Source organism: Sphingomonas sp. URHD0057 (assembly GCF_000620665.1).
In the GTDB taxonomy this organism is placed as follows: domain Bacteria; phylum Pseudomonadota; class Alphaproteobacteria; order Sphingomonadales; family Sphingomonadaceae; genus Sphingomicrobium.
In genome coordinates, this window is the sequence record NZ_KK211162.1 from 1,056,729 (window position 1) to 1,075,907 (window position 19,179).

Annotated in this window: 19 protein-coding genes and 1 other RNA gene; 8 read left to right on the forward strand and 12 right to left on the reverse strand. The window is 64.7% G+C overall.

Annotation, left to right across the window (positions count from 1 at the left end):
* Positions 1 to 43: 43 nt before the first annotated feature.
* Genes N539_RS0114215 through N539_RS0114225 form a run of 3 tightly spaced genes read left to right on the forward strand, consistent with a single transcriptional unit; the run spans position 44 to position 1,186 of the window.
* Positions 44 to 295, forward strand: coding sequence for a hypothetical protein (locus tag N539_RS0114215; protein WP_028970801.1), 252 nt, complete (start codon positions 44 to 46; stop codon positions 293 to 295).
* Between the two features lie 32 nt (positions 296 to 327).
* Positions 328 to 744, forward strand: a complete 417-nt coding sequence (locus N539_RS0114220; RefSeq protein ID WP_037552803.1) for a SufE family protein — start codon at positions 328 to 330, stop codon at positions 742 to 744.
* Between the two features lie 22 nt (positions 745 to 766).
* The gene (locus N539_RS0114225) at positions 767 to 1,186 is read left to right on the forward strand and encodes a hypothetical protein (RefSeq protein WP_028970803.1); all 420 of its coding nucleotides are present in this window, start codon (positions 767 to 769) and stop codon (positions 1,184 to 1,186) included.
* Here N539_RS0114225 and N539_RS0114230 read toward each other — a convergent pair.
* The 10 genes from N539_RS0114230 to N539_RS0114270 all read right to left on the reverse strand — a co-directional run bounded on the left by N539_RS0114230 (position 1,183) and on the right by N539_RS0114270 (position 10,311).
* A complete protein-coding gene (locus N539_RS0114230) occupies positions 1,183 to 1,728 on the reverse strand; it encodes a J domain-containing protein (RefSeq protein WP_028970804.1) in 546 nt (181 codons plus the stop codon). The two genes, N539_RS0114225 and N539_RS0114230, sit on opposite strands and share 4 nt — an antisense overlap.
* A 107-nt stretch (positions 1,729 to 1,835) precedes the next feature.
* Positions 1,836 to 2,226, reverse strand: an RNA gene (gene rnpB, locus N539_RS18005) — RNase P RNA component class A.
* Between the two features lie 593 nt (positions 2,227 to 2,819).
* Positions 2,820 to 3,500 carry an N-acetylmuramoyl-L-alanine amidase gene (locus N539_RS0114235; protein WP_028970805.1) on the reverse strand — a complete coding sequence of 227 codons (681 nt, stop codon included), beginning with the start codon at positions 3,498 to 3,500 and terminating at the stop codon, positions 2,820 to 2,822.
* Between the two features lie 40 nt (positions 3,501 to 3,540).
* Positions 3,541 to 4,413, reverse strand: a complete 873-nt coding sequence (locus N539_RS17330) for a CheR family methyltransferase (protein ID WP_231463084.1) — start codon at positions 4,411 to 4,413, stop codon at positions 3,541 to 3,543.
* On the reverse strand, positions 4,404 to 5,444 hold the full coding sequence (cheB, locus tag N539_RS0114245) for a chemotaxis-specific protein-glutamate methyltransferase CheB (RefSeq protein ID WP_028970806.1): 1,041 nt from the start codon (positions 5,442 to 5,444) through the stop codon (positions 4,404 to 4,406). Before cheB ends, N539_RS17330 begins: the two co-directional genes overlap by 10 nt.
* An 82-nt stretch (positions 5,445 to 5,526) precedes the next feature.
* Positions 5,527 to 5,892: a response regulator gene (locus N539_RS0114250; protein ID WP_028970807.1), complete on the reverse strand. Its 366-nt coding sequence runs from the start codon at positions 5,890 to 5,892 to the stop codon at positions 5,527 to 5,529.
* A 58-nt stretch (positions 5,893 to 5,950) separates the two neighbouring features.
* Positions 5,951 to 6,388, reverse strand: a complete 438-nt coding sequence (locus N539_RS0114255) for a chemotaxis protein CheW (RefSeq protein ID WP_028970808.1) — start codon at positions 6,386 to 6,388, stop codon at positions 5,951 to 5,953.
* Complete coding sequence (locus N539_RS0114260; RefSeq protein WP_028970809.1) at positions 6,385 to 8,724, reverse strand: chemotaxis protein CheA; 2,340 nt, start codon at positions 8,722 to 8,724, stop codon at positions 6,385 to 6,387. Before N539_RS0114260 ends, N539_RS0114255 begins: the two co-directional genes overlap by 4 nt.
* A gap of 84 nt (positions 8,725 to 8,808) precedes the next feature.
* On the reverse strand, positions 8,809 to 9,666 hold the full coding sequence (locus tag N539_RS18000) for a CmcJ/NvfI family oxidoreductase (RefSeq protein ID WP_028970810.1): 858 nt from the start codon (positions 9,664 to 9,666) through the stop codon (positions 8,809 to 8,811).
* 3 nt (positions 9,667 to 9,669) lie between these two features.
* A complete protein-coding gene (locus N539_RS0114270) occupies positions 9,670 to 10,311 on the reverse strand; it encodes a histidine phosphotransferase family protein (protein WP_028970811.1) in 642 nt (213 codons plus the stop codon).
* Positions 10,312 to 10,399: 88 nt separating this feature from the next.
* On the opposite strand from N539_RS0114270, the gene N539_RS0114275 reads away from it, so the two are divergent.
* The 5 genes from N539_RS0114275 to N539_RS0114295 all read left to right on the forward strand — a co-directional run bounded on the left by N539_RS0114275 (position 10,400) and on the right by N539_RS0114295 (position 17,235).
* On the forward strand, positions 10,400 to 11,680 hold the full coding sequence (locus tag N539_RS0114275; protein WP_028970812.1) for a serine hydrolase domain-containing protein: 1,281 nt from the start codon (positions 10,400 to 10,402) through the stop codon (positions 11,678 to 11,680).
* Positions 11,681 to 11,707: 27 nt separating this feature from the next.
* Positions 11,708 to 12,682 carry an RluA family pseudouridine synthase gene (locus N539_RS0114280; RefSeq protein WP_443027626.1) on the forward strand — a complete coding sequence of 325 codons (975 nt, stop codon included), beginning with the start codon at positions 11,708 to 11,710 and terminating at the stop codon, positions 12,680 to 12,682.
* A gap of 56 nt (positions 12,683 to 12,738) precedes the next feature.
* Entirely contained in the window at positions 12,739 to 13,647 is a 909-nt protein-coding gene (gene rpoH, locus N539_RS0114285; RefSeq protein ID WP_028970814.1) for an RNA polymerase sigma factor RpoH, read from the forward strand.
* A 209-nt stretch (positions 13,648 to 13,856) separates the two neighbouring features.
* Positions 13,857 to 15,884, forward strand: coding sequence for an elongation factor G (locus N539_RS0114290; RefSeq protein WP_028970815.1), 2,028 nt, complete (start codon positions 13,857 to 13,859; stop codon positions 15,882 to 15,884).
* Positions 15,885 to 15,933: 49 nt separating this feature from the next.
* Positions 15,934 to 17,235: a lipopolysaccharide biosynthesis protein gene (locus N539_RS0114295; protein WP_028970816.1), complete on the forward strand. Its 1,302-nt coding sequence runs from the start codon at positions 15,934 to 15,936 to the stop codon at positions 17,233 to 17,235.
* A gap of 21 nt (positions 17,236 to 17,256) precedes the next feature.
* On the opposite strand, the gene N539_RS0114300 is transcribed toward N539_RS0114295, so the two are convergent.
* Entirely contained in the window at positions 17,257 to 18,216 is a 960-nt protein-coding gene (locus tag N539_RS0114300) for a glycosyl transferase (protein WP_231463087.1), read from the reverse strand.
* Positions 18,217 to 18,352: 136 nt separating this feature from the next.
* A complete protein-coding gene (locus N539_RS17340; RefSeq protein ID WP_051531842.1) occupies positions 18,353 to 19,171 on the reverse strand; it encodes a TIGR01459 family HAD-type hydrolase in 819 nt (272 codons plus the stop codon).
* Positions 19,172 to 19,179 lie beyond the last annotated feature (8 nt).

The window sequence follows — 19,179 nt, forward strand, 5'->3', positions numbered from 1 at the left end:
ACATTCGGGAGCGCGATAATATCGGGGTGGAGGACAAAGCCTAATGGACGGCGGACAACTCACGGCGGTTCTCATTGTCGCGATCGTTATGGTGGCCTCGATTATCCGCGCGAGGTTCGGCTATGGCCGGCACGGCCGTCGCGGCGGCGAGGTGAGCGCCGGGGAACAGGCCGAAAACCTGCGCCTTCGGGACGAGGTGAAAGAGCTAAAGGAGCGCCTCAAGGTGATCGAGCGGATCACGGTCGAAAAGGAAAACAGCCTGTCTCGCGAAATCGAGCAGCTACGCGATCGCTAGTGACCGCGCTGCCCCGGTGTTAGGGCAGGCGCATGCCGCTGCCCGCGCTCAAAGACATTCTCGAGGAATATCAGCTCGTCGATGCCGAGGACCGCTACCGGCTGCTGATCGACCTTGGCCGCCAGCTCGAACCGATGCCCGAGGCGCTCAAGACCGACGCGACCAAGGTACGCGGCTGCTCGGCTTCGGTCTGGGTTTATCCGACCGCCGCGGACGGGCGGCTGCATTTCCTCGCCGACAGCAACGCCGCGATCACCAAGGGCATTGTCGCGCTGATCCTGTCATCGGTGCAGGATAAGCCCGCGGCGGAAGTGGCCCGAATGGATGTTGCCGACCTCCTCGCTCCGTTCGAGCTCGCCAGGCACCTCAGCGCCAACCGCACGCAAGGCGTTCCCAACATGATTGCTCTCGTGAAAGCGACCGCGGAGCGCTACGCTGCGGCCGCCTGAGGAGTACGGCTGGGGAAGTTGATTGGAAAACGACTCAATACGAACGATTGGTACCGACACGCTCGTCGACATCTGGATCGACGGCAAAATCCGCGCCCTGTGCGTTTCGCATGAGGCCATCGGCGCCTTCCTTGGCTTCGACCAGGCCAAGGACCTGACCGAAAGCGACCGCTGCGAATTCGTCAGGACTCATCTGCCGCTGATCATCACCGCGGCCAAGGCACGGCTCGGCGAAACGGGCTTTGACGCCGAGGCAGTGACCATCGACGTCGGGCAGCTGCCGCGCCCGGACGGAAAGCCTGGCGATCGTCGCGAGAACGATCGCCGCTCGAGTGAACGGCGCAAGGTCGATGTCCCGCGACGGGGACAGGCGGAACGGCGGCGGAGCGATCGCCGGCAGGGCGACCGGCGGACGAAGCCCGCCAAGCCACGGACGCGTTAACCGACCGTCGTCTTCCCGCTGTTCCGCTCCTCGGCCTTTTTGAGGACGTCGTAAGCCGCCTGCACCTGCTTGAACCGCTTGGCCGCCTCGTGGTCGCCGGGATTGGCGTCCGGATGCGTTTCCTTCACCAGCCGCCGATGGGCCGCCTTGACCGCCTTGAAATCGGCGTCGGGCTCCAGCTCCAGGGCATCGAGGGCGCGCATCTCGTCGCGGCTTCGCGTGCCGTCGCCCGGCCCCGCCCATTGCCATTGGGCGGACTGGCGAAATCCCTTCGCCCCAAGCTCCTCGTCGGCGGCGCGCCGCGCCGCCTCTTCGGGGCTTAGCCCGGCGAAATAATTCCAGTTCTTGTTGTATTCGGCGGCGTGCGCCTCGCAGAAATACCAGCGGTCGGAACTGTGCGGCGCCTTGGGCGCGGGCCGGTCGCCGATCTCATTGCAGCCTTCGCGGTCACACAGCCGAATCCGCGCGGCCGAGCGGCTCTTGTCGCCATAAGAGCGCCAGCGCGGAAATCCCCAGTCGTCCGATCGTTTGTGCTTGGCCATTCGAATCCTTTTGCCGTCATTGCGAGGAGCAAGGCGACGAAGCAATCCATTTGCGCCGTCTGGATTGCTTCGCCCGCATCAGGGTGCGGGGTCGCAATGACGAAAATGATGCCAGAGGGCCTGTAAGCCGGGTTCTGTCCATCGCGCCTTGTGGGCGAGACTGTGCGGCCATTCCTCTAGGAGACGAGTCGCCCCGCCCCTCAAGCAACCAACCCGGGCGACGAGCCGGAACAGGCCCATATGTCGCCCCTATTCGGTCTTGCACCCGGTGGGGTTTACCGTGCCGATCCCGTTGCCGCGACCGCGGTGCGCTCTTGCCGCACCCTTTCGACCTTACCCGTCCGAAGCCGGGCGGTGTCCTTTCTGTGGCACTGTCCCTGATGCGCCTTCGCCGAAGCTAGCGGCGCACCGCCGGGCGTTACCCGGCACCGTTGTTCCGTGGAGCCCGGACTTTCCTCGCCGGAGACAAGTCCCCGCCGCGGCCGCCCGGCCCTCTGGCGAGCGGGATATAGGGGAATGGCCCGACCGTTGCGAGTCAGGTTCCCAATGTCTGCTTTGGGTGGAGAGCGGACCTTAGTCGGGGCATTCCTCGAACCTGACAAGGCGCTCACCAACATCCGAGGCGGCCGCAAAGAGCTTACGCTTTGCCGCCTCACGCTTTGGCGGGGCAGACGTGCGATAAACAAAATCCAAGCGATACGCTCGGTCGTAGCTTAAATGGTGCGGACCGTTCGGATTACACCTGTCGCGAGGCATCGGGGACAGAACCACGGTCACGCCGCTTGCCTCTAGAGTATACATTTTGCTCCGGTCAGCATCCGGAGGCGCATAATCCGATGGCTCCCATGCCCCAGACAAGCGGTTTGAGAGAGCGTCCAGGAAACGCTCGACTGGAACTTTGCTCGTGTTCAACACGAAGTTTTCTTGGTCTGGCCGCGTAACCCGACACCCGGTTAGGGTGAGCGGGACGCAAATACAGACGAGAGCCGCAGCAAAGCGGCGGAAAGCTAGGCTCATTCGTCCTCGCTACGATAGCGGCGCTAATGTCTGCAACGGGTCGAACGCAGACATTGGCAACTGACTATCGCTCCCTACTGCGGCCTCGGCAGCAACAACGCCAGCAACTTCGCCCGACACTCGCCGTCGATGATCCCGTCGATGAGGTCGGGGCGGAAGCGGCGCTGGAAGGCGATCACCGCCTTCTGCTCGTCGGTCACGTCATAGCCGAAGCGCTCCAGCGCGAGCAGGAAGCCCGCGTCGGTCCAGAAGGGATCGATGAGGTCGCGCGAGGGGCTCGGCAGAGCGAGCCTGCGCTTGGCCAGCTCCCACCACGGGAACAGCTCGCCCGGGTCCTCCTTGCGCGCCGGAGCGACGTCGGAATGCCCCACAACGTTGCCGCGGCCGATGCCGTGGCGCTCCTTGATGTCGGCGACCAATGGAATGACCGAGGCGATCTGCTCGTCGGGAAATTCGCGGTAGCCGAACTCGTGGCCCGGATTGACGATCTCGATGCCGACGCTGGCGGAATTGACGTCGGCGACCCCGCGCCAGCGCGACTTGCCCGCGTGCCATGCGCGATTGGCTTCGTCGACGAGACGATAGACGGTGCCATCCTCGTCGACGAGATAGTGGCAGGAGACCCCGGCCTCGGGCGAGGTCAGGCGATCGAGCGCCCCGCCGGCGTCGGGCATGCCGGTGTAATGGAGAACGATCATCGAGACCGGCAGCAGGCGCTCGTCGAAATTGGGCGACGGCCGCTCGATGAAATCCATGTCCATGGCGCCGCAATGGCGCACAGCTATGGCGCTTGGGTCAAGCCCCGGATGCGGCGCGGCGGTCGGCGGCGCGTTTCTCGATTCGCGTCCCATCGCCGGTCAGGCGGTATAGCCCCCGCGCCTTGATGTCCGCCCCAAGCTTGCTGCTCTGGCCGATCACCGTTTCCCCGGCGCCCAGCATCAGCCAGCCGTCTTCGGCCATCGCCCCGGCCAGGCGGTCGAAGGCCAACGCCTTCTTCTCGGGACTGAGATAGAGCAGGACATTGCGGCACAGCACGATATCGAAGTCGCCGGGATGGGGGAACGGCTCAAGCAGATTGTGGACCTGGAACCGGATCGGCCGGCGCAGCGCTTCGGCCGCGCGCCAGCCATCGGACGTCTCTTCAAACCACTTGATCATCTGGTTGATGCCGAGCCCGCGCTGGACCTCGAACTGGCTGTACGACCCTAGCCGCGCCCGATCGATGCAGTGGGTCGATACATCGCTTCCCAGGATGTCGATCGTCCATCCGCGCCATTGCTCGGGCTCGTCGGCGAACAGCATCGCCAGCGAATAGACTTCCTGACCCGTCGAGCAGCCCGCCGACCAGATGCGCACGCGGCTGCTTTTGGCACGCCGCTGCAACAGCTCGGGCAAGGCATAGCGCGCGAGAAGGTCGAACGGCGCGCGGTCGCGGAAGAAATAGGTTTCGTTATTGAGCAAGGCTTCGACCACCTCCTGCGACAGGCTCGGCTCTTTCCCCATCACGAGGATGGTGATGAGCTCGTCGAGCGTGCCGATTCCGCGTTCGCGGAGCAGTGCCGAAAGCGCAGTCTCGATCCGCCAGCGACGGCTCATGGTCAGCTGCTGGCCGGTCCGCGCTTCGAGCAATCCGGCAAGGATCCGGCTGGAGCTGTCGCTCAGCTGCACTGGGATTGCTCCTCGGTACGGGCGGCGATCCGCCGCGCGATCTTGTCGGGCGCGAGGACGGCGCTGGCGAGACCGGCTTCGAGGATCGCGCGCGGCATGCCCCAAACGGCGCAGCTCGCCTGATCCTGCGCCAGTACCGAGCCGCCGTCGGCGACCAGCTGGGCGGCGCCCTCGACTCCGTCGCGCCCCATTCCCGTGAGGACGACGCCGAGCGCTCCCTCGCCGAAGATCGCGCCCGCCGAAGCGAGCATCGGGTCAACCGACGGCAGGCAGCCGCTCGAGCTCGGCCCGTAGCTCAGCCGAACGCACGCGCCGCGGCGTGACGGCTCGAGCGTCAGGTGCGCCGTACCGGGAGCAAGAATGATACGATCGGGGCAAAGCTCCATGCCGTCCTCGGCAACCAGGGTCTCGCGCTGCGCCATGATGCTCAGCTGGCGCGCGAACACCGGCATGAACGGCGCCGGCAAATGCTGGGTGACGAGGATTGGAATGCCGATCCTGAGCGGCAGCTCATGGAACAGCACGCCGAGCGCGTGGATCCCGCCGGTCGACGCACCGATCGCGACGACGTCGATCGGATCGCTCGGCATCGGCCGAAGCAACTCTTCCGGCGCCAGTCCCGCTGGGTTGACCGGCGCGATGACCGGCGCGCGCGCATAACCCAGCGCCTTGAGCTTGCCGACCAGGATTTCAGAGAATTTTCCGTTGAACCGTCCGGTCCCCGGCTTGGGCAGGGTGTCGGCGGCGCCGAGCGCTAAAGCCGCGACGGTCTGCTCGGCGCCTTCTTCGGCGAGCGAGGAGACGATCATCACCTTGGCGCCGGACGCCGCAGCGATGATGCGCGGCATCGATTTCAGCCCGCCAGCGCCCGGCATCTCCAGGTCGAGCAGGATGATATCGACGCGAATGTGGGCAAGTGCCTCGATCGCGGCTTCGGCGGTGCCTGCGATGGCGGAGATTTCGAATACCGGATCGCTTTCGATCATCCGCGACAGCACCGCCCGGGCGACCGTCGAATCATCGACGATCATCAGCCGGATGCGGCGGCGTGCAGGACGGGGATCCGGCAGGCGGTCCCGCGATCTGGCGAGCGCCCGCTCCACGTCGCCTAACTCAGGCGACGCCGACGAGCTGCAGCTTGATGTGAAGCGTCTCTCGGTCGAAGGGTTTCATCACATATTCGTCCGCGCCCGCCTCGAGCGCCGCGCGAATGTGCGCCATGTCGTTCTCGGTCGTGCAAAAGACGACCTTCGGCTGATCGGAATGGCCGCGCTGGCGCAGCATCTTCAGGAACTCCATGCCGCTCATCACCGGCATGTTCCAGTCGAGCAGGACCACGTCGGGCATCTTGGCCTCGCAGCGCGACAAGGCCTCCTGGCCGTCGCCGGCTTCCTCGACCTCGAACTCGAGGGTTTCGAGGATGTGCCTCGCGACCTTGCGGATCACCTTTGAGTCATCGACGATCAAACAGCTCTTCATTGGTTCGGCTTCCCGCTTGGACTGGCGCAGTCTTTAAACACTAAGGGTAACGAAGAAATTAAGCTGCCTTGGCCTCGACGCCGCCGATCAACGCAGCAACGTCGACGACCAGCAGGGGCCCGCTTTCGGTCTCGACCATGCCCTCGGAAATGCGTTCCCATCCGGGTCCCATTGCGGCCCGCACCGCAACCGGCTCGGACAAAGCTTCGACAACGTCTTCGACGAGGTCGACGATGAGCGCGTAATGATGGCCGTCGAGCTCGACGACGACGGCCTCGCGAATACCGCTCGAACATTCGGTGGTTCCAAGATCGATCGAGCGCATGCAGTCGATGACCGTCAGCACCCGGCTGCGCAACGCGGACAGCCCGGCGACATGCGGAGCGGCGCGCGGCACCGGAATGAGAGTGTCCAGCTCGACGACGGATTCGACTGCGGCGGCCGGCAAAGCGACGCGCTCGCCGGCGATCGTCACGACTAGTAGAAGCTCGTTCACTTGCCCCTCCCCGCGCCGGCTGACTTAAGGGCCATCAGCAATCCCGCGCGGTCATAGCGATAGATACTCTCGTCCTTCTTCCCCGAAGCTTCCGCTTCGCTGCGCAGCCAGATCGTCTCCCTGGCCGCATCGTCGGAAATTTCGGCACCGCGCGAGGCAATCACGAGGTCGGCCGGCTCATCGCCCTCGCCGACGACGCGATAGCCCGCCGCTTCGACTATCGGGCGCAGCATGTTCTGCATCCACGGATCGTCGCTTGGCAGGCGACACACCGGGGCCTCGCCCGCGCACGCCGATGCGCCGACGTAATTGGCGAACAGCCAGTGTGCGTCCACGATCTCCGCCGGCTCGCCGCTGATCAAGGACACGCCGCCAATTTCTCCGGGGCTGGCGGCATGGATGACGTCATTTTCGATCACTGCGAAGTCGAGCACTTCGGCGAACGCATATCCGATCTCGTGCGCACCGTCGTTCAGCCGGAACACGCGGACCTTCCCCTCGCCGAACTCGGCAGCGGTTGCACCCGCCAGCGGCAGGATGGCTTCGCCGACCTGGACGCGCAGTTGCCCGGCGGCGTCCTGGATCGCCGATGGTGCGACCTCTTCGATGCGATCGACGACTGCCAGGCGCAGCGCGCGACGGCCGCCGTCAAGGCCGCGGAACAGCAGCACGGCGGTCGACTTCGACGCTTCGCTGGTAGCGGCCTCGGCAATGCGCGAGCCGCGCTCCTGTACTTCCAGCTTGACTCCGCCGACCTCGGCGAGCCCGTTGGCATCGAACAGCAGGATCGGGCTGCCGTCGTCCGCCAACGTAGTCCCGGCATAGAGTCCGGTCGCCATCACCGCCGGGGCGGCAGGCTTAACCACCAGCTCCTCGTGATCGTGGATGCGGTCGACCGAAAGCGCATAAACATCGCCGCCGCTGGCACGAAGCACGACGAGCCGGCGGTCGGTTTCCGGGACGTCGCTCTTCAAGCCGAGGATGTCGGCGAGTGAGACTTCCGGCACGCGGCGACCGCGGATCGTCGCGACGCCCGCGCCGCCGACCCTTTCCAAGGTCACGGATTCGCCGTTGGCCCGGACGATTTCCTCGATTGCCGAGCGCGGGATCGCGAAATGCTGGCCGGCGATGGAAACCGTCAGCGCCGGGATGATCGTCAGCGTCAGCGGCACGCGGAGCGTCATCCGCGTGCCTTGGCCGAGCTTGCTGTCGACCTCGACGATGCCGCCGATGCGCTCGATGTTCGAGCGCACCACGTCCATCCCGACCCCGCGGCCGGAGATGGCGGTGACTTGATCGGCGGTCGACAGTCCGGCCTCGAAGATGAGCGCCAGCTGATCGCGCGGGCTGAGCGCATCGGCGGCGGCCGTGTCGAGCAAGCCGGACGCGGTCGCCTTGTCGACCAGCTTCCTGCCGTCGATTCCGCGACCGTCGTCATGGATGTCGATCAGGATCTGGTTGCCCGACTGGCGCGCCGAAACCGAGAGTATGCCGATTTCGCGCTTGCCGGACTTGAGGCGGTCGGCGGGAAGCTCGATGCCGTGATCGACCGCGTTGCGGACGATGTGCGTCAGGGGATCGCGGATCATTTCGATCATCTCGCGATCCAGCTCAACGTCGCCGCCTTCGATGTCGACGAGGACTTGCTTGCCAAGCTCGGCGCAGAGGTCGCGCACCATGCGCGGGAGGCCGACGAACAGGTTCTCGATCCGCTGCATGCGCGTGCGCGTGATTGCATCGCGCATATCGGCGATGATCGATGACAAGCGCTCGAAGGCGCCATCAACGGGCACGTCGGTCGGCGACTCCCGGAGACGACGCGCGAGCTCGTTACGTGCCAGGACCATGTCGGAGACTGTGCTCATGACACGGTCGAGCAACTCGACCGACAGCCGGATGGTGCGCGGCGCGGAAGCAGACTTGCCATTTCCTTCGAGCGCGGCGGCGAGCGGCGTTGCGGGCCCCTCAGCGCCGGGCGCGAGCGCGGCGATCAGCAAGCTGTCGTCCCCGACCGGAAAATCCTCCCCCGCCTCGATCGCCGCGACCATTTCGCCAATTCGGTCAACGATCGCGAGCACGGCGCTGACGAGCGCACCGTCGGCCTCGCGGCGGTTGGCGCGAACGTCGGCAAGCGCATCCTCGGCGGCGTGGCTCAGGGCCTCGAGCCGCGGAAATTCGAAGAAGCCGCAATTGCCTTTGACGGTGTGGACAAAGCGGAAGATCGAATCCAGGCGCGCGCGGTCGTCCGGCCGGGCCTCCCAGGCGACGATCTCGCCGCCCAGGGCTTCGAGCATCTCGCGGCATTCGGCTACGAAATCGGCAATCAGGTCGTCCATCGGAAGAGACCGTCCCCCAAGCGCTGGTTCGAGGGCCTTATGCCGGGCAGGAGTTAACGCGCCGTTATCCCTACGACCGTTGGCCTAGTCCCGCAGAATCATAACTCCGACCCGGTGCTCGCAGCTGCGTCTGGGCTCTGCCTCCGGGGGCGCCGTGGGATCGCGAAAAGCAGTATGGAAAACGTTGGCGCGCGGTCCGGCGTCCGGACTTTCCTTCCAGAACTCGGACTGCTTGAACACGAGGACCTCATTGGTCGTCATCGCTGGGTAATATCGCCAGCTCTGGCCGGGGTTGAAGCGCAGCGCGAGGTGGCGGCTCACGCGCCCCTCCGAGGTGAGGCGCGGAATCCGTGCCGAAAAGACGTCGTCGGGGTCGACACTCAGTGGGTCGCACAGCGCAAGGGGATAGTCCCGCACCGGCTCGCGCATATTGATCGGCCGCCAGAAGTTGATGAGCATGAAGCCGGCGACCTCGTCGCGAGCAAAGTTCCGGCGCCAGTTCAGCTCGGCTTGCGGCGTCGTCAGCGCGCCAAGATTGGTGGCATAGGAATCGGGAGTGAGAGGACCATCGCAATGGACGCCTTCGCCGTAGATCCGTTTGCCACCGCCCCTGGTAACGACCTTTGTCCCCTGAAAGATTTCAACGCGCCGCCCAGGCAGCAATCGCTCGCGAGTGATCGACGCGACCTCCGGGCGATAGACATTGGCGACGTCGGCGTCCCAATCGCGAACCGCCGTTTGATGGGGAAGAAGGACGCACGCATGCTCGGTCAGGAAACCCGATTCTGACGGCGCTTCCCGTTGCATCGCGCGAGCATCGGCGATTTCGGCCAAATGGTCCTGTCGATAGGCCGGGGGGCGAACGCCGGTGAACACCATCGGCGGAGCCTCTGCGCCGACATACTCCTTCGCGAGCAATCCTTTGATCGAAGCTTGCAGCACAACTCAGCGTGTAGCCGTAATCGTCACTCCGATCATCAGCACATCGCTCGAAGGCTCGGACAATTTGATCGAGCCGCCGGCCTCCGCGGCGAGGCTGTGGGCGAGCCAGGCGCCGGCCGCGCGCGGCTCGACCGTATTTCCGCTCGCGCCTTTCTCGAGCGTCTCGCGAAGCACCGGATCAAGCAGGATGCGCGGTCCTTCGGCGCGAACCGCAAGCTCGATCTCGCCGTCACTGCTCTCCGCCCCGACATCGAGCCGCCCGCCCCTCACCAGCGCGTCCCCGGCCAGGAGCGCGAGATTGAGGAGGAGCTTCACCGCACCCTTGGCGAGCTTGCCGTCGGTCACGACCCAGCCGACCTCGATGCGCCGTTCTGCCCCAAACACGCCTTCGAGCGCCGCCTGCGCCTCATGCGTGTCGACGGCATCGCCGAATCCCCCCGCCGCCCCGAAGGCGAGACGGAAGAATTTGAGCTTGTTAGCCGAGGCCCGGGCGCTGTCGGAAAGAAGCTCGAGGCACTTCTCGCGCATGTCGGGATCGGTTTCGTCGGCGAGGAGCTCAATGCCGTTGTTGAGCGCACCGACCGGGCTCATAAGGTCGTGGCAGAGCCGCGAGCAAAGCAAACTGGCGAGATCGACCGGGTTCATCGCGTGGCGATGGATGCGCCAGAGTTTAACCTTGCGCAAGCTTGGCGCTTCCGCTGTCTTGGCGGCGACAGCTGAAGGAGGATGCGCGTTGACGAAAGCTCGCTTGATCGCTGCGGCGCTGGCGTTTGCCCTCCCGATCACCCCCGCGCCGGCGAAAACGCCGTCGTCTCAGGCGCAAACGCAATTCCATCTTGTTCCGTCGCGCATCGACCGAACGCTTCGCCAGATGGTGGACAGCGACCGGATCGCCGGGGCCGCGGCGCTCGTCTGGAAGGACGGACGCGAGATCTATTTCGGAACCGCCGGCTACGCCGACCGCGAAGCAAAAAGGCCGTTCCGGCGCGATACGCTAACCCAGGTCTGGTCGATGACGAAGCCGGTTACCGGCGTCGCTTTGATGACACTGTGGGAGCAAGGGCGGTTCAGCCTCGACGATCCGCTCGCCAGATATTTGCCTGAATATGCCGACGTCAAAGTGTTCGTCGGCACGGATTCGGCGGGTAAGCCGATCCTCAAGAGTCCTGACCGCCCGATCGTGCTCCGCGACATCATGCGCCACACTGCCGGCTTCGTGACCGATGGCGGGGACGCGGGCGCGGAAAAGATCTTCGCTGAGGTTGATCCGCTCAACCTCGACAACACCCTCGACCAATTCAGCCGCAAACTGGTAACCGTCCCGCTCGCTTATGATCCGGGCACGCAATGGCGCTACAGCCCGGCGGTCGATGTGCAGGCACGTCTCATCGAGAAGCTTAGCGGCATGCCGTTCGAAACTTACGTGCGCAGTCACGTCTTCGAACCGCTCGGCATGCGAGATAGCGCCTGGACGCAGCCGGAAGCACGTTATCCCCGTCTCGCCGCGGCCTATGCCGCCGGGCCCGATGGCAAGCTCAGCCGCAAGAGCGACGCCGACATCCGCCGCTTCAACTTCAGCGATCGCAAGCTGACCCGCGGCGGGGCGGGCATCGCGACGACGATGAACGACTATCTCCGCTTCGCACGGATGTTGCTCAACCACGGCACGCTCGACGGGGTCCGGATCCTCAAGCCGTCGACGGTCAAGCTAATGACCACCGATCAGCTCGATCCGAAGATCACCGAGCGCGCCTGGCTGCCCACCAAGGGCAATGGCGGGTTCGGATTCGATTTCTTCGTTCGCACCGGGCAGCCGAAGGAATCGGCCGAAAACCGGGGGACGGTCGGCGAATTCTGGTGGGACGGGGCGTGGTCGACCTTGTTCTGGATCGACCCTGCCAACGATATGATCGTCCTCTTTTTCACCCAGAAAGAGCCTTGGGATGGAACGCTCCATCATGACATCCGGCAAGCCGTCTACGGTGACAATTATCTCGGCCCCAAGGGGGATTGAGCGGCACTGCCATTGAACAGTGGCGCCATGAAACCCATATTTCAGGAGAAGATGGGGGGTCATCAGACGATCGATGTGCGCCTGGCGCCCGCCCACGCCGGCTGGCGCCTCGACCGTGCGCTTGCCGCAGCCGTTCCGACCATGTCGCGCGAGCGCCTGAAAACGCTGATCCGCAGCGGCGCGGTCGAAGCTTACGGCACGTCCGTCCGCGACCCCGCGACCAAGGTCAAAGGCGACGAGCATTTGAGCGTCGCGGTGCCGGAGCCGGCACCGGCACATAATGTGCCGCAGGACATTCCGCTGACCATCGCTTTCGAGGACGAGCATTTGCTGGTCGTCGACAAGCCCGCCGGCCTCGTCGTTCACCCCGCGGCCGGCAATCTCGATGGCACGCTGGTCAATGCCCTGCTGCACCATTGCGGCGGCAGCCTGTCGGGCATCGGCGGGGTTGCTCGCCCGGGGATCGTGCACCGCATCGACAAGGACACGTCGGGCCTGCTCGTCGTCGCCAAGACCGACGTCGCGCATGAAGGGCTGGCGAGGCAATTCGCCGCTCACTCGATCGAGCGGCGCTATCTCGCCATCGTCTCGGGCGTGCCCAGGGCCAGCCAGGGTACCGTCGACGCTCCGCTGGCGCGGTCGGCCAGCAACCGCAAGAAGATCGCCATCGTCGAAGGCAAGCGGGGCAAGCGCTCGGTCACCCATTGGAAGCGGCTCGACGTGCTGCGCGACGCGGCGCTGGTCGAATGCCGGCTGGAAACCGGCCGGACCCACCAGGTGCGCGTGCACATGGCGTCGCTCGGCCATCCGCTGCTCGGTGATCCGGTTTACGGTCGTGCCGGAAAGACGCACGGCAAGCTGTTGAACGATTTGAGATTTCATCGCCAGGCGCTGCATGCGGCCGAGCTTGGCTTCGTTCATCCGGTGACGAAAATCAGGCTGTCGTTCGCCAGTCCCATGCCGGCTGACATGCAGGAACTGTTCAAGGCACTTGGTGTATAAGGTTTAACTCGCTAGGGCGCGCAATCCGCCCTGCCAAAGGGAGAAAGACGACTAGAATGGCTACTCAAAAACGGATCGTCTCGCTCCCCGCGTCCGGTGGGGAGGCCGGACTCAACCGCTATCTCTCCGAGATCAAGAAATTCCCGATCCTCACTCCCGAGGAAGAATATATGCTCGCCAAGCGCTGGCGCGAGCATGGCGACACCGAGGCCGCGGCGAAGCTCGTCAATTCGCACCTTCGGCTCGTGGCCAAGATCGCCATGGGCTATCGCGGCTACGGCTTGCCCGTCAGCGAGCTGATCAGCGAAGGCAATATCGGCCTGATGCAGGGCGTGAAGAAGTTCGAGCCCGAGCGCGGCTTCCGCCTCGCCACCTATGCGATGTGGTGGATCCGCGCCTCGATCCAGGAATTCATCCTGCGCTCGTGGAGCCTCGTGAAAATGGGCACCACCGCGGCGCAGAAGAAGCTGTTCTTCAACCTCCGCCGGATGAAGAATCAGATCGACGCATTCGAAGAAGGCGACCTCAAGCCCGCCGACGTGACCAAGATCGCGACCGACCTCGGTGTCAGCGAGGAAGAGGTCGTGTCGATGAACCGCCGCATGGGCATGGGCGGCGACACCTCGCTCAATGTCTCGCTCAAGGGCGATGAAGGCGGCGAGGCCCAATGGCAGGACTTCCTCGTCGACACCGGCCCGCTGCAGGACGAGCGCATCGCGGAGGATGAAGAAGCCCGCGTTCGCCACGATCTACTGATGAGCGCGATGGACGGCTTGAACGACCGCGAGCGCCACATCCTGATGGAGCGGCGGCTGGCCGACGAGCCCAAGACGCTCGAGGAACTGAGCCAGGTCTATGGCGTCAGCCGCGAGCGCATCCGCCAGATCGAGGTCCGCGCGTTCGAGAAACTGCAGGCCGGGCTGCTGCGGCTGGCCGGCGAGCGGCGATTGCTGCCGGCCGCGTAGACCAAAGCCGTCATTGCGAGCGTAGCGAAGCAATCCAGGCGCCGTGTCTGGATTGCTTCGTCGCATTCGCTCCTCGCAATGACGAGAGCGTAATCAACCCCTCTTGCCTTCTGCCGAAAACCGTCGGACGGTGAGATATTCAACATAGGCGCCCGAGCGCCTTCTTGAGAGCGACTCGCGCGCCCGCAACGGCACGAAGGGAGAGTCGCATGACCGGAGAATCACCCAAAGGCACCCGAGTCATCGCGCTGGTGGGACCCGCCGGCGCGGGAAAGACCAGCCTTGCCGAGGCAATGCTGTTCGCAGCCGGAACCACCGACCGATTGGGGTCGACGGCCAACGGCTCCAGCATCGGCGATTCGAGTCCTGAAAGTCGCCAGCGCGGCGGCTCGACCGAGCTCAACCTCTACAATTTCGACTATCTCGGCGACTCCTTCGCCATCCTCGATTGCCCCGGGTCGGTCGGGTTTTCGGCGGACGGGAACCGCGCGCTGGCGATCGCCGATGTCGCGATCGTTGTCGTCGACCCCGACCCCGCGCGCGCGGCGCTGGCCGCGCCTGCCCTCCGCGCCCTCGACGAGCTCGGCATTCCCCACCTCATTTTCGTCAACCGCATCGATCAGGCTCATGGCCGAGTGCGCGACCTTCTGTCCGCTCTCCAGCCGATGAGCGTCTCGCCCTTGATCGCGCGCCAGATCCCCATTTGGGATGGCGAGAAAGTCGGCGGCTTCGTCGACTTGGCGCTCGAGCGCGCCTTCAAATATCGCCCTGGCTCGGAGTCCGAGCGGATCGAAATTCCGTCCGATCTTCACGACCGCGAGATCGAAGCTCGCACCCACATGCTCGAGCAGCTTGCCGATCATGATGACGAGCTGCTCGAACAGCTGCTGATGGATCAAGCGCCGACGCCCGAAAAGGTGTTCCAGGATCTCGCTAGGGAGACCGGCGAGAGCCTCGGCGTCTCGGTGCTGTTCGGCTCGGCCAACAGCTCGTGGGGCGTGCGCCGCTTGCTGAAGGCGCTGCGCCACGAAGCGCCCGGTCCCGAAGGCGCCGCGGCCCGGCTCGAAGTCTCCAATCCGGCGATATACGCCTTCAAGGTCATCCACGGCTCGATCGGCCGACTGGCGCTCTCGCGCGTGCTCGGCGGATCCATCGCCGAAGGCTCCGACCTCAAGACCGCCGATGGTGAGCATGCGCGCCTCGGTGCGATCTTCAAGGTCCAGGGTGAAAAGACGCAAAAGGTCGGCGAAGCGCGCGACGGTGACGTCGTCGCGGTCGCGAAGATCGACACGGTGAAGACCGGCCAGTGGCTCGGCGCCGGCAAGCTGCCGCCGGCAATCGAAATCGACTATCCCGCGCGCAACTGCGCGATTGCCATCGAGCCCGCGGACCGCAAGGACGACGTCAAGCTGTCAGGCGCGCTTCAGCGGCTGCAGGAAGAGGATTCCGCGCTGCTCGTCGAACATGATGACGCCAACCACGAAATCCGCTTGCGCGGGGTCAACGACGAGCATCTGAACACTGTGCTCGCACGGTTGAAACGCCGCTTCGGTGTCGAGGTGAAGGGCCATCAGCCCGCGGTCGGCTATCGCGAATCGATCCGCAAGCCGGTCCGCCAGCATGGCCGCCACAAGAAGCAGTCGGGCGGTCACGGCCAGTTCGGCGACGTCATCATCGAAATTCGCCCGCTGTCGCGCGGTGAGGGCTTTCAGTTCGAAGAGAAGATCCACGGCGGCTCGGTGCCCAAGCAATGGATTCCCGCGGTCCAGGAAGGGGTCAGGGAGGCGATGCACAAGGGCCCGCTCGGCTTCCACGTCGTCGATGTCGCCGTCGCCCTGGTCGACGGCAGCTATCACAGCGTCGACAGCTCGGAGCTCGCCTTCCGCCTCGCCGGCCGGCTTGCCATGCAGGAGGCGCTCGCCGCCGCCGGCCCGCATTTGCTCGAGCCCATGCACAAGCTTGGCGTGGTTTGCCCATCGAGCTCGACGAGCCGCATCACGTCGGCCATCGCCGGCCGCCGCGGGCAAATGCTCGGCATGGGCCCGCGCGACGGCTGGACCGGCTGGGATCGGATCGACGCGCTCATTCCCGAATCCGACCTTGCCGGCCTGGAGGCGGAGCTGCGTTCGCAGAGCCAAGGGCTGGCGACCTATGAAGCCGAGTTCGACCATCTCGCCGAGCTCAACGGGCCGCTTGCCGACAAGGTGATCCAGCAAAGGGTGCCGGAACCCGCGTAGAGTTTAATTGGCGCGACAGGCGGTCCGCCTTCGCTTAATCCGCGCGCCAATGAAGCACTGGTTCAAAGACCAGCAACTACGGTCGTTGCTCAGGAACACGAGCTATCTCGGAATGTCGCGCGCCGTCGCCGCGATCTGCGGCATTGCGACGATCGCCTTTGCTGGTCGTGGGCTCGGCTTGCTGCTGCTGGGGACGCTGATCCTCATCACCAGCTACACCAAGGCGGTCAGCGGGCTGGCCAAGTTCCAGTCCTGGCAGGTGATTGTCCGTTACGGCGGTCACGGCGTCGCCCACGGGGATCCCGAGCATTTCAGGATCGCAACGGGGTTCGCCTTCTCGCTTGACCTGGTGAGCGGCATTGCCGGCATGCTGGTGGCGGTCGCGCTGCTTCCCTTCATTAGCCAATGGGTGGGCATTCAGCCGCAATATCTGTGGCTCGGGATGTTCTACTGCACCTTGCTGCCGACCACGGGCGCGGCAACGCCGACCGGCGTCCTGCGCGTACTCGATCGGTTTGACCTGATCGGCTGGTCGGACACGCTGACGCCGATCAGCCGCGCGATCCTCGCCGGACTCGCGTTCCTGGCGAACGCACCATTCGCCGCCTACGTCGTCATTTGGTACGTGACCGACCTCGCCGGCGATCTGTTGACCTGGTTCCTCGCCTTCCGCGAACTGCGTCGAACCGGACATCTCGAAAGCATTCGGCCGACGCTGCGGCCCACCGAACTCGCGGGCGCCTGGCGATTCGCAATCGACGTGAACCTCGCGGCGAGCGTCCAGGCGATCTGGGGCCCGACGGGTCGCCTGGTGGTCGGCGGACTGCTCGGACCTGCGGGCGCGGCGCTGTTCCGGGTCGCATCCACCCTGGCAGACAGCGCGCAAAAGCCGGCCGACCTCCTCGGGCGGGCTTTCTATCCCGAAATCATTCGGATGGATTTTACGACCAACAAGCCCTGGAAGCTGATGTTGCGCGTGATGGTCCTTGCCAGCGGAATCGCGGTGTTTGCGATCGGCCTGCTATTGGTCGGCGGAAAGCCATTGATGTCGGTCGTGTTCGGCAAGGCATTTCTCGCGGCTTATGAGCCGCTCGTCATTTTGATGCTGATCCCCGTTCTCGGCATCTTCGGTTTCCCCTTGCAGCCGATGCTGTACGCGCTCGGCCGATCCGACGCACCGCTAAAGGCGAAGCTGATCGCCACCGCCGTCTTCTTCGGCACCATCGCGCCCCTGTGCTGGGCATTTGGAGTGATCGGCGCCGCCGTTGCGCTGGTGCTCGGGAACGCCGCTAACATCACGGCGATGATGCTCCAGCTAAAAGGCGAGCGCGGCCGAGTATCGAAACGCTGACGAATTCGCTTTCTCGGTCGCCTAGGACGCGGTCGGTTGTCCCAACTCCCGCCGCGCAAACCCCAAAATCGCGTTCGCTTGTCGTTCGGACGCGGGCTCCTCTGACAAATCGATGGAACGGAGGGTGGCGTCCCGTTGAGCGGGCTCGAATTGAGATTGCATGGCAGCCGCCTGGGTCAGCGCCTGCCGGAGGTCTTCCGGCCGCTCGATCACCTGGCCCAGCTTCCAGTGCGCATAATTCTCATTCCCCGCCCACGCGATCCGGTCGAAATTCAGGAATATGCACGGTCGCGGGCGGCGCAGGAACTCATACACCTGGCTGGAGATGTCCCCGATGTAGACCGCCGCTTCCTCGGTGTAGGTCATGTCGATCGACTGGATGCTGCCCATGTCGATGCACACATTGGAAGCCGCCGATCGTATCTTCGGTCCATCCTTGAGCTTGACGTGAGGCGCGACGACGAAGCGCCAGTCGGCGATCTGCTCCATCGCCCGAACGACCGCCTCACCGTATCGAAACCAGGAGGACAGATGTTCGTCGAAATGCGGGTTGTAGAAAGCTATCGGGACGGCAGGCTCGTTGCCGGTGCGGGGGGGAATTAGCTCATACTTCGCGTAACCGACCACCTCGCAATTGCGGTCGTTGACGAGTCCGCGCTCAATCAGCCGCGCCTTGTCCTTGACGCCGTTCACCAACGTCAGATCGAAATGCTTGTGCTTGGGATTGTAGCTTCCTTCGCGATCGCCGGCGCCGTGCTTCAGATGGATGATCCGCGAACGAAAGCCGGGAAGCCGGTAAAGCAGGCTGCTCGTCGTCTCGGTTGTGACGATGATGGGGTAGCGCCTGATCTCCAGAAAATGGGTCAGCAGCACCAGCCGCCTTTTCGGGGGCGAAAACAGTCCGTCTCGCGCAAAGTGTGGAGTCCACAGCTTGCGGATCCGAAGCAGGCGATCGGGGTCGTACGACCTGACCAGGTCCAATCCCGCGTCACTGGCGCCGAAAATTGTCACTTCCACCCCGGGTTCGCGCGCCAGGCGCAACGCGGCCGGCAACCAATGTAGAAATTGGTGGGCTTGCGAAATTGCGAGGAAAGCGATGCGCAACATTGGTCGTGTCTTAACGCTGCAGCCCGTCCACGACAGCCACGGGTCTCCAGTCGCCAAGCCCATGTCGGGCCGCAAAATCGACCGGGAACGGCGCCCCGGCATTGACCCCTCCGGTGACAAACACCGCGTCGATTCCTATCCTCGCTGCGCCCAGCATATCCGTCTCCAGCCCGTCGCCGATCGCCAGGACTGCCTCGATCGACGGGCGCCCGGCGACTTCCAGCGCATGGGCATAAATCGGCTCGAAGGGTTTGCCATACCAACTTACTTGCCCGCCCAGCGCCTCATAAGCGTCGGCGATCGCGCCGGCGCACAGTTCCGGGACGCCGCCGCGGACCACCAGCCGATCCGGGTTCAGGCAATGCATCCGCACGTTCCGCTCAACCCACCGTTCGAGGTCCTCGCCATAGTCCGCGACCCGCGGTCGAGCCTCCTCCAGCCCGGTGCAGGCGAGATCGGTGAAACCGTCGCCCGCCGCGATCCTGAGGCCGCGCCCTTCGATAACGACGCGGTCCTCCGGAGTGCCGATGAAGCCGATGGCCGCGCCCAGCGCTTTTAGAGCGGTGATTCCGGCTTCCCCGCTCGTCACAATCGCGTCCCAGCAATCGCGCGGAAGCCCCAGCCGCGCCAGCTGCTCTTCGACGACATCCGCAGTCTTCGGAGCATTGGTGATCAACAGAACGTAGCGGCCGTCACGACGCCATTGTTGGAGCCGCCTCGCGGCGCCCGGATAAAGCTTCACGCCATCGTGAAGTACGCCCCAGACGTCGCAAAGAATGACGCGGTACTTGGGATCGAGCCGATCCCAGAAATTTCTCGCGTCCGCCATCCGCCGCG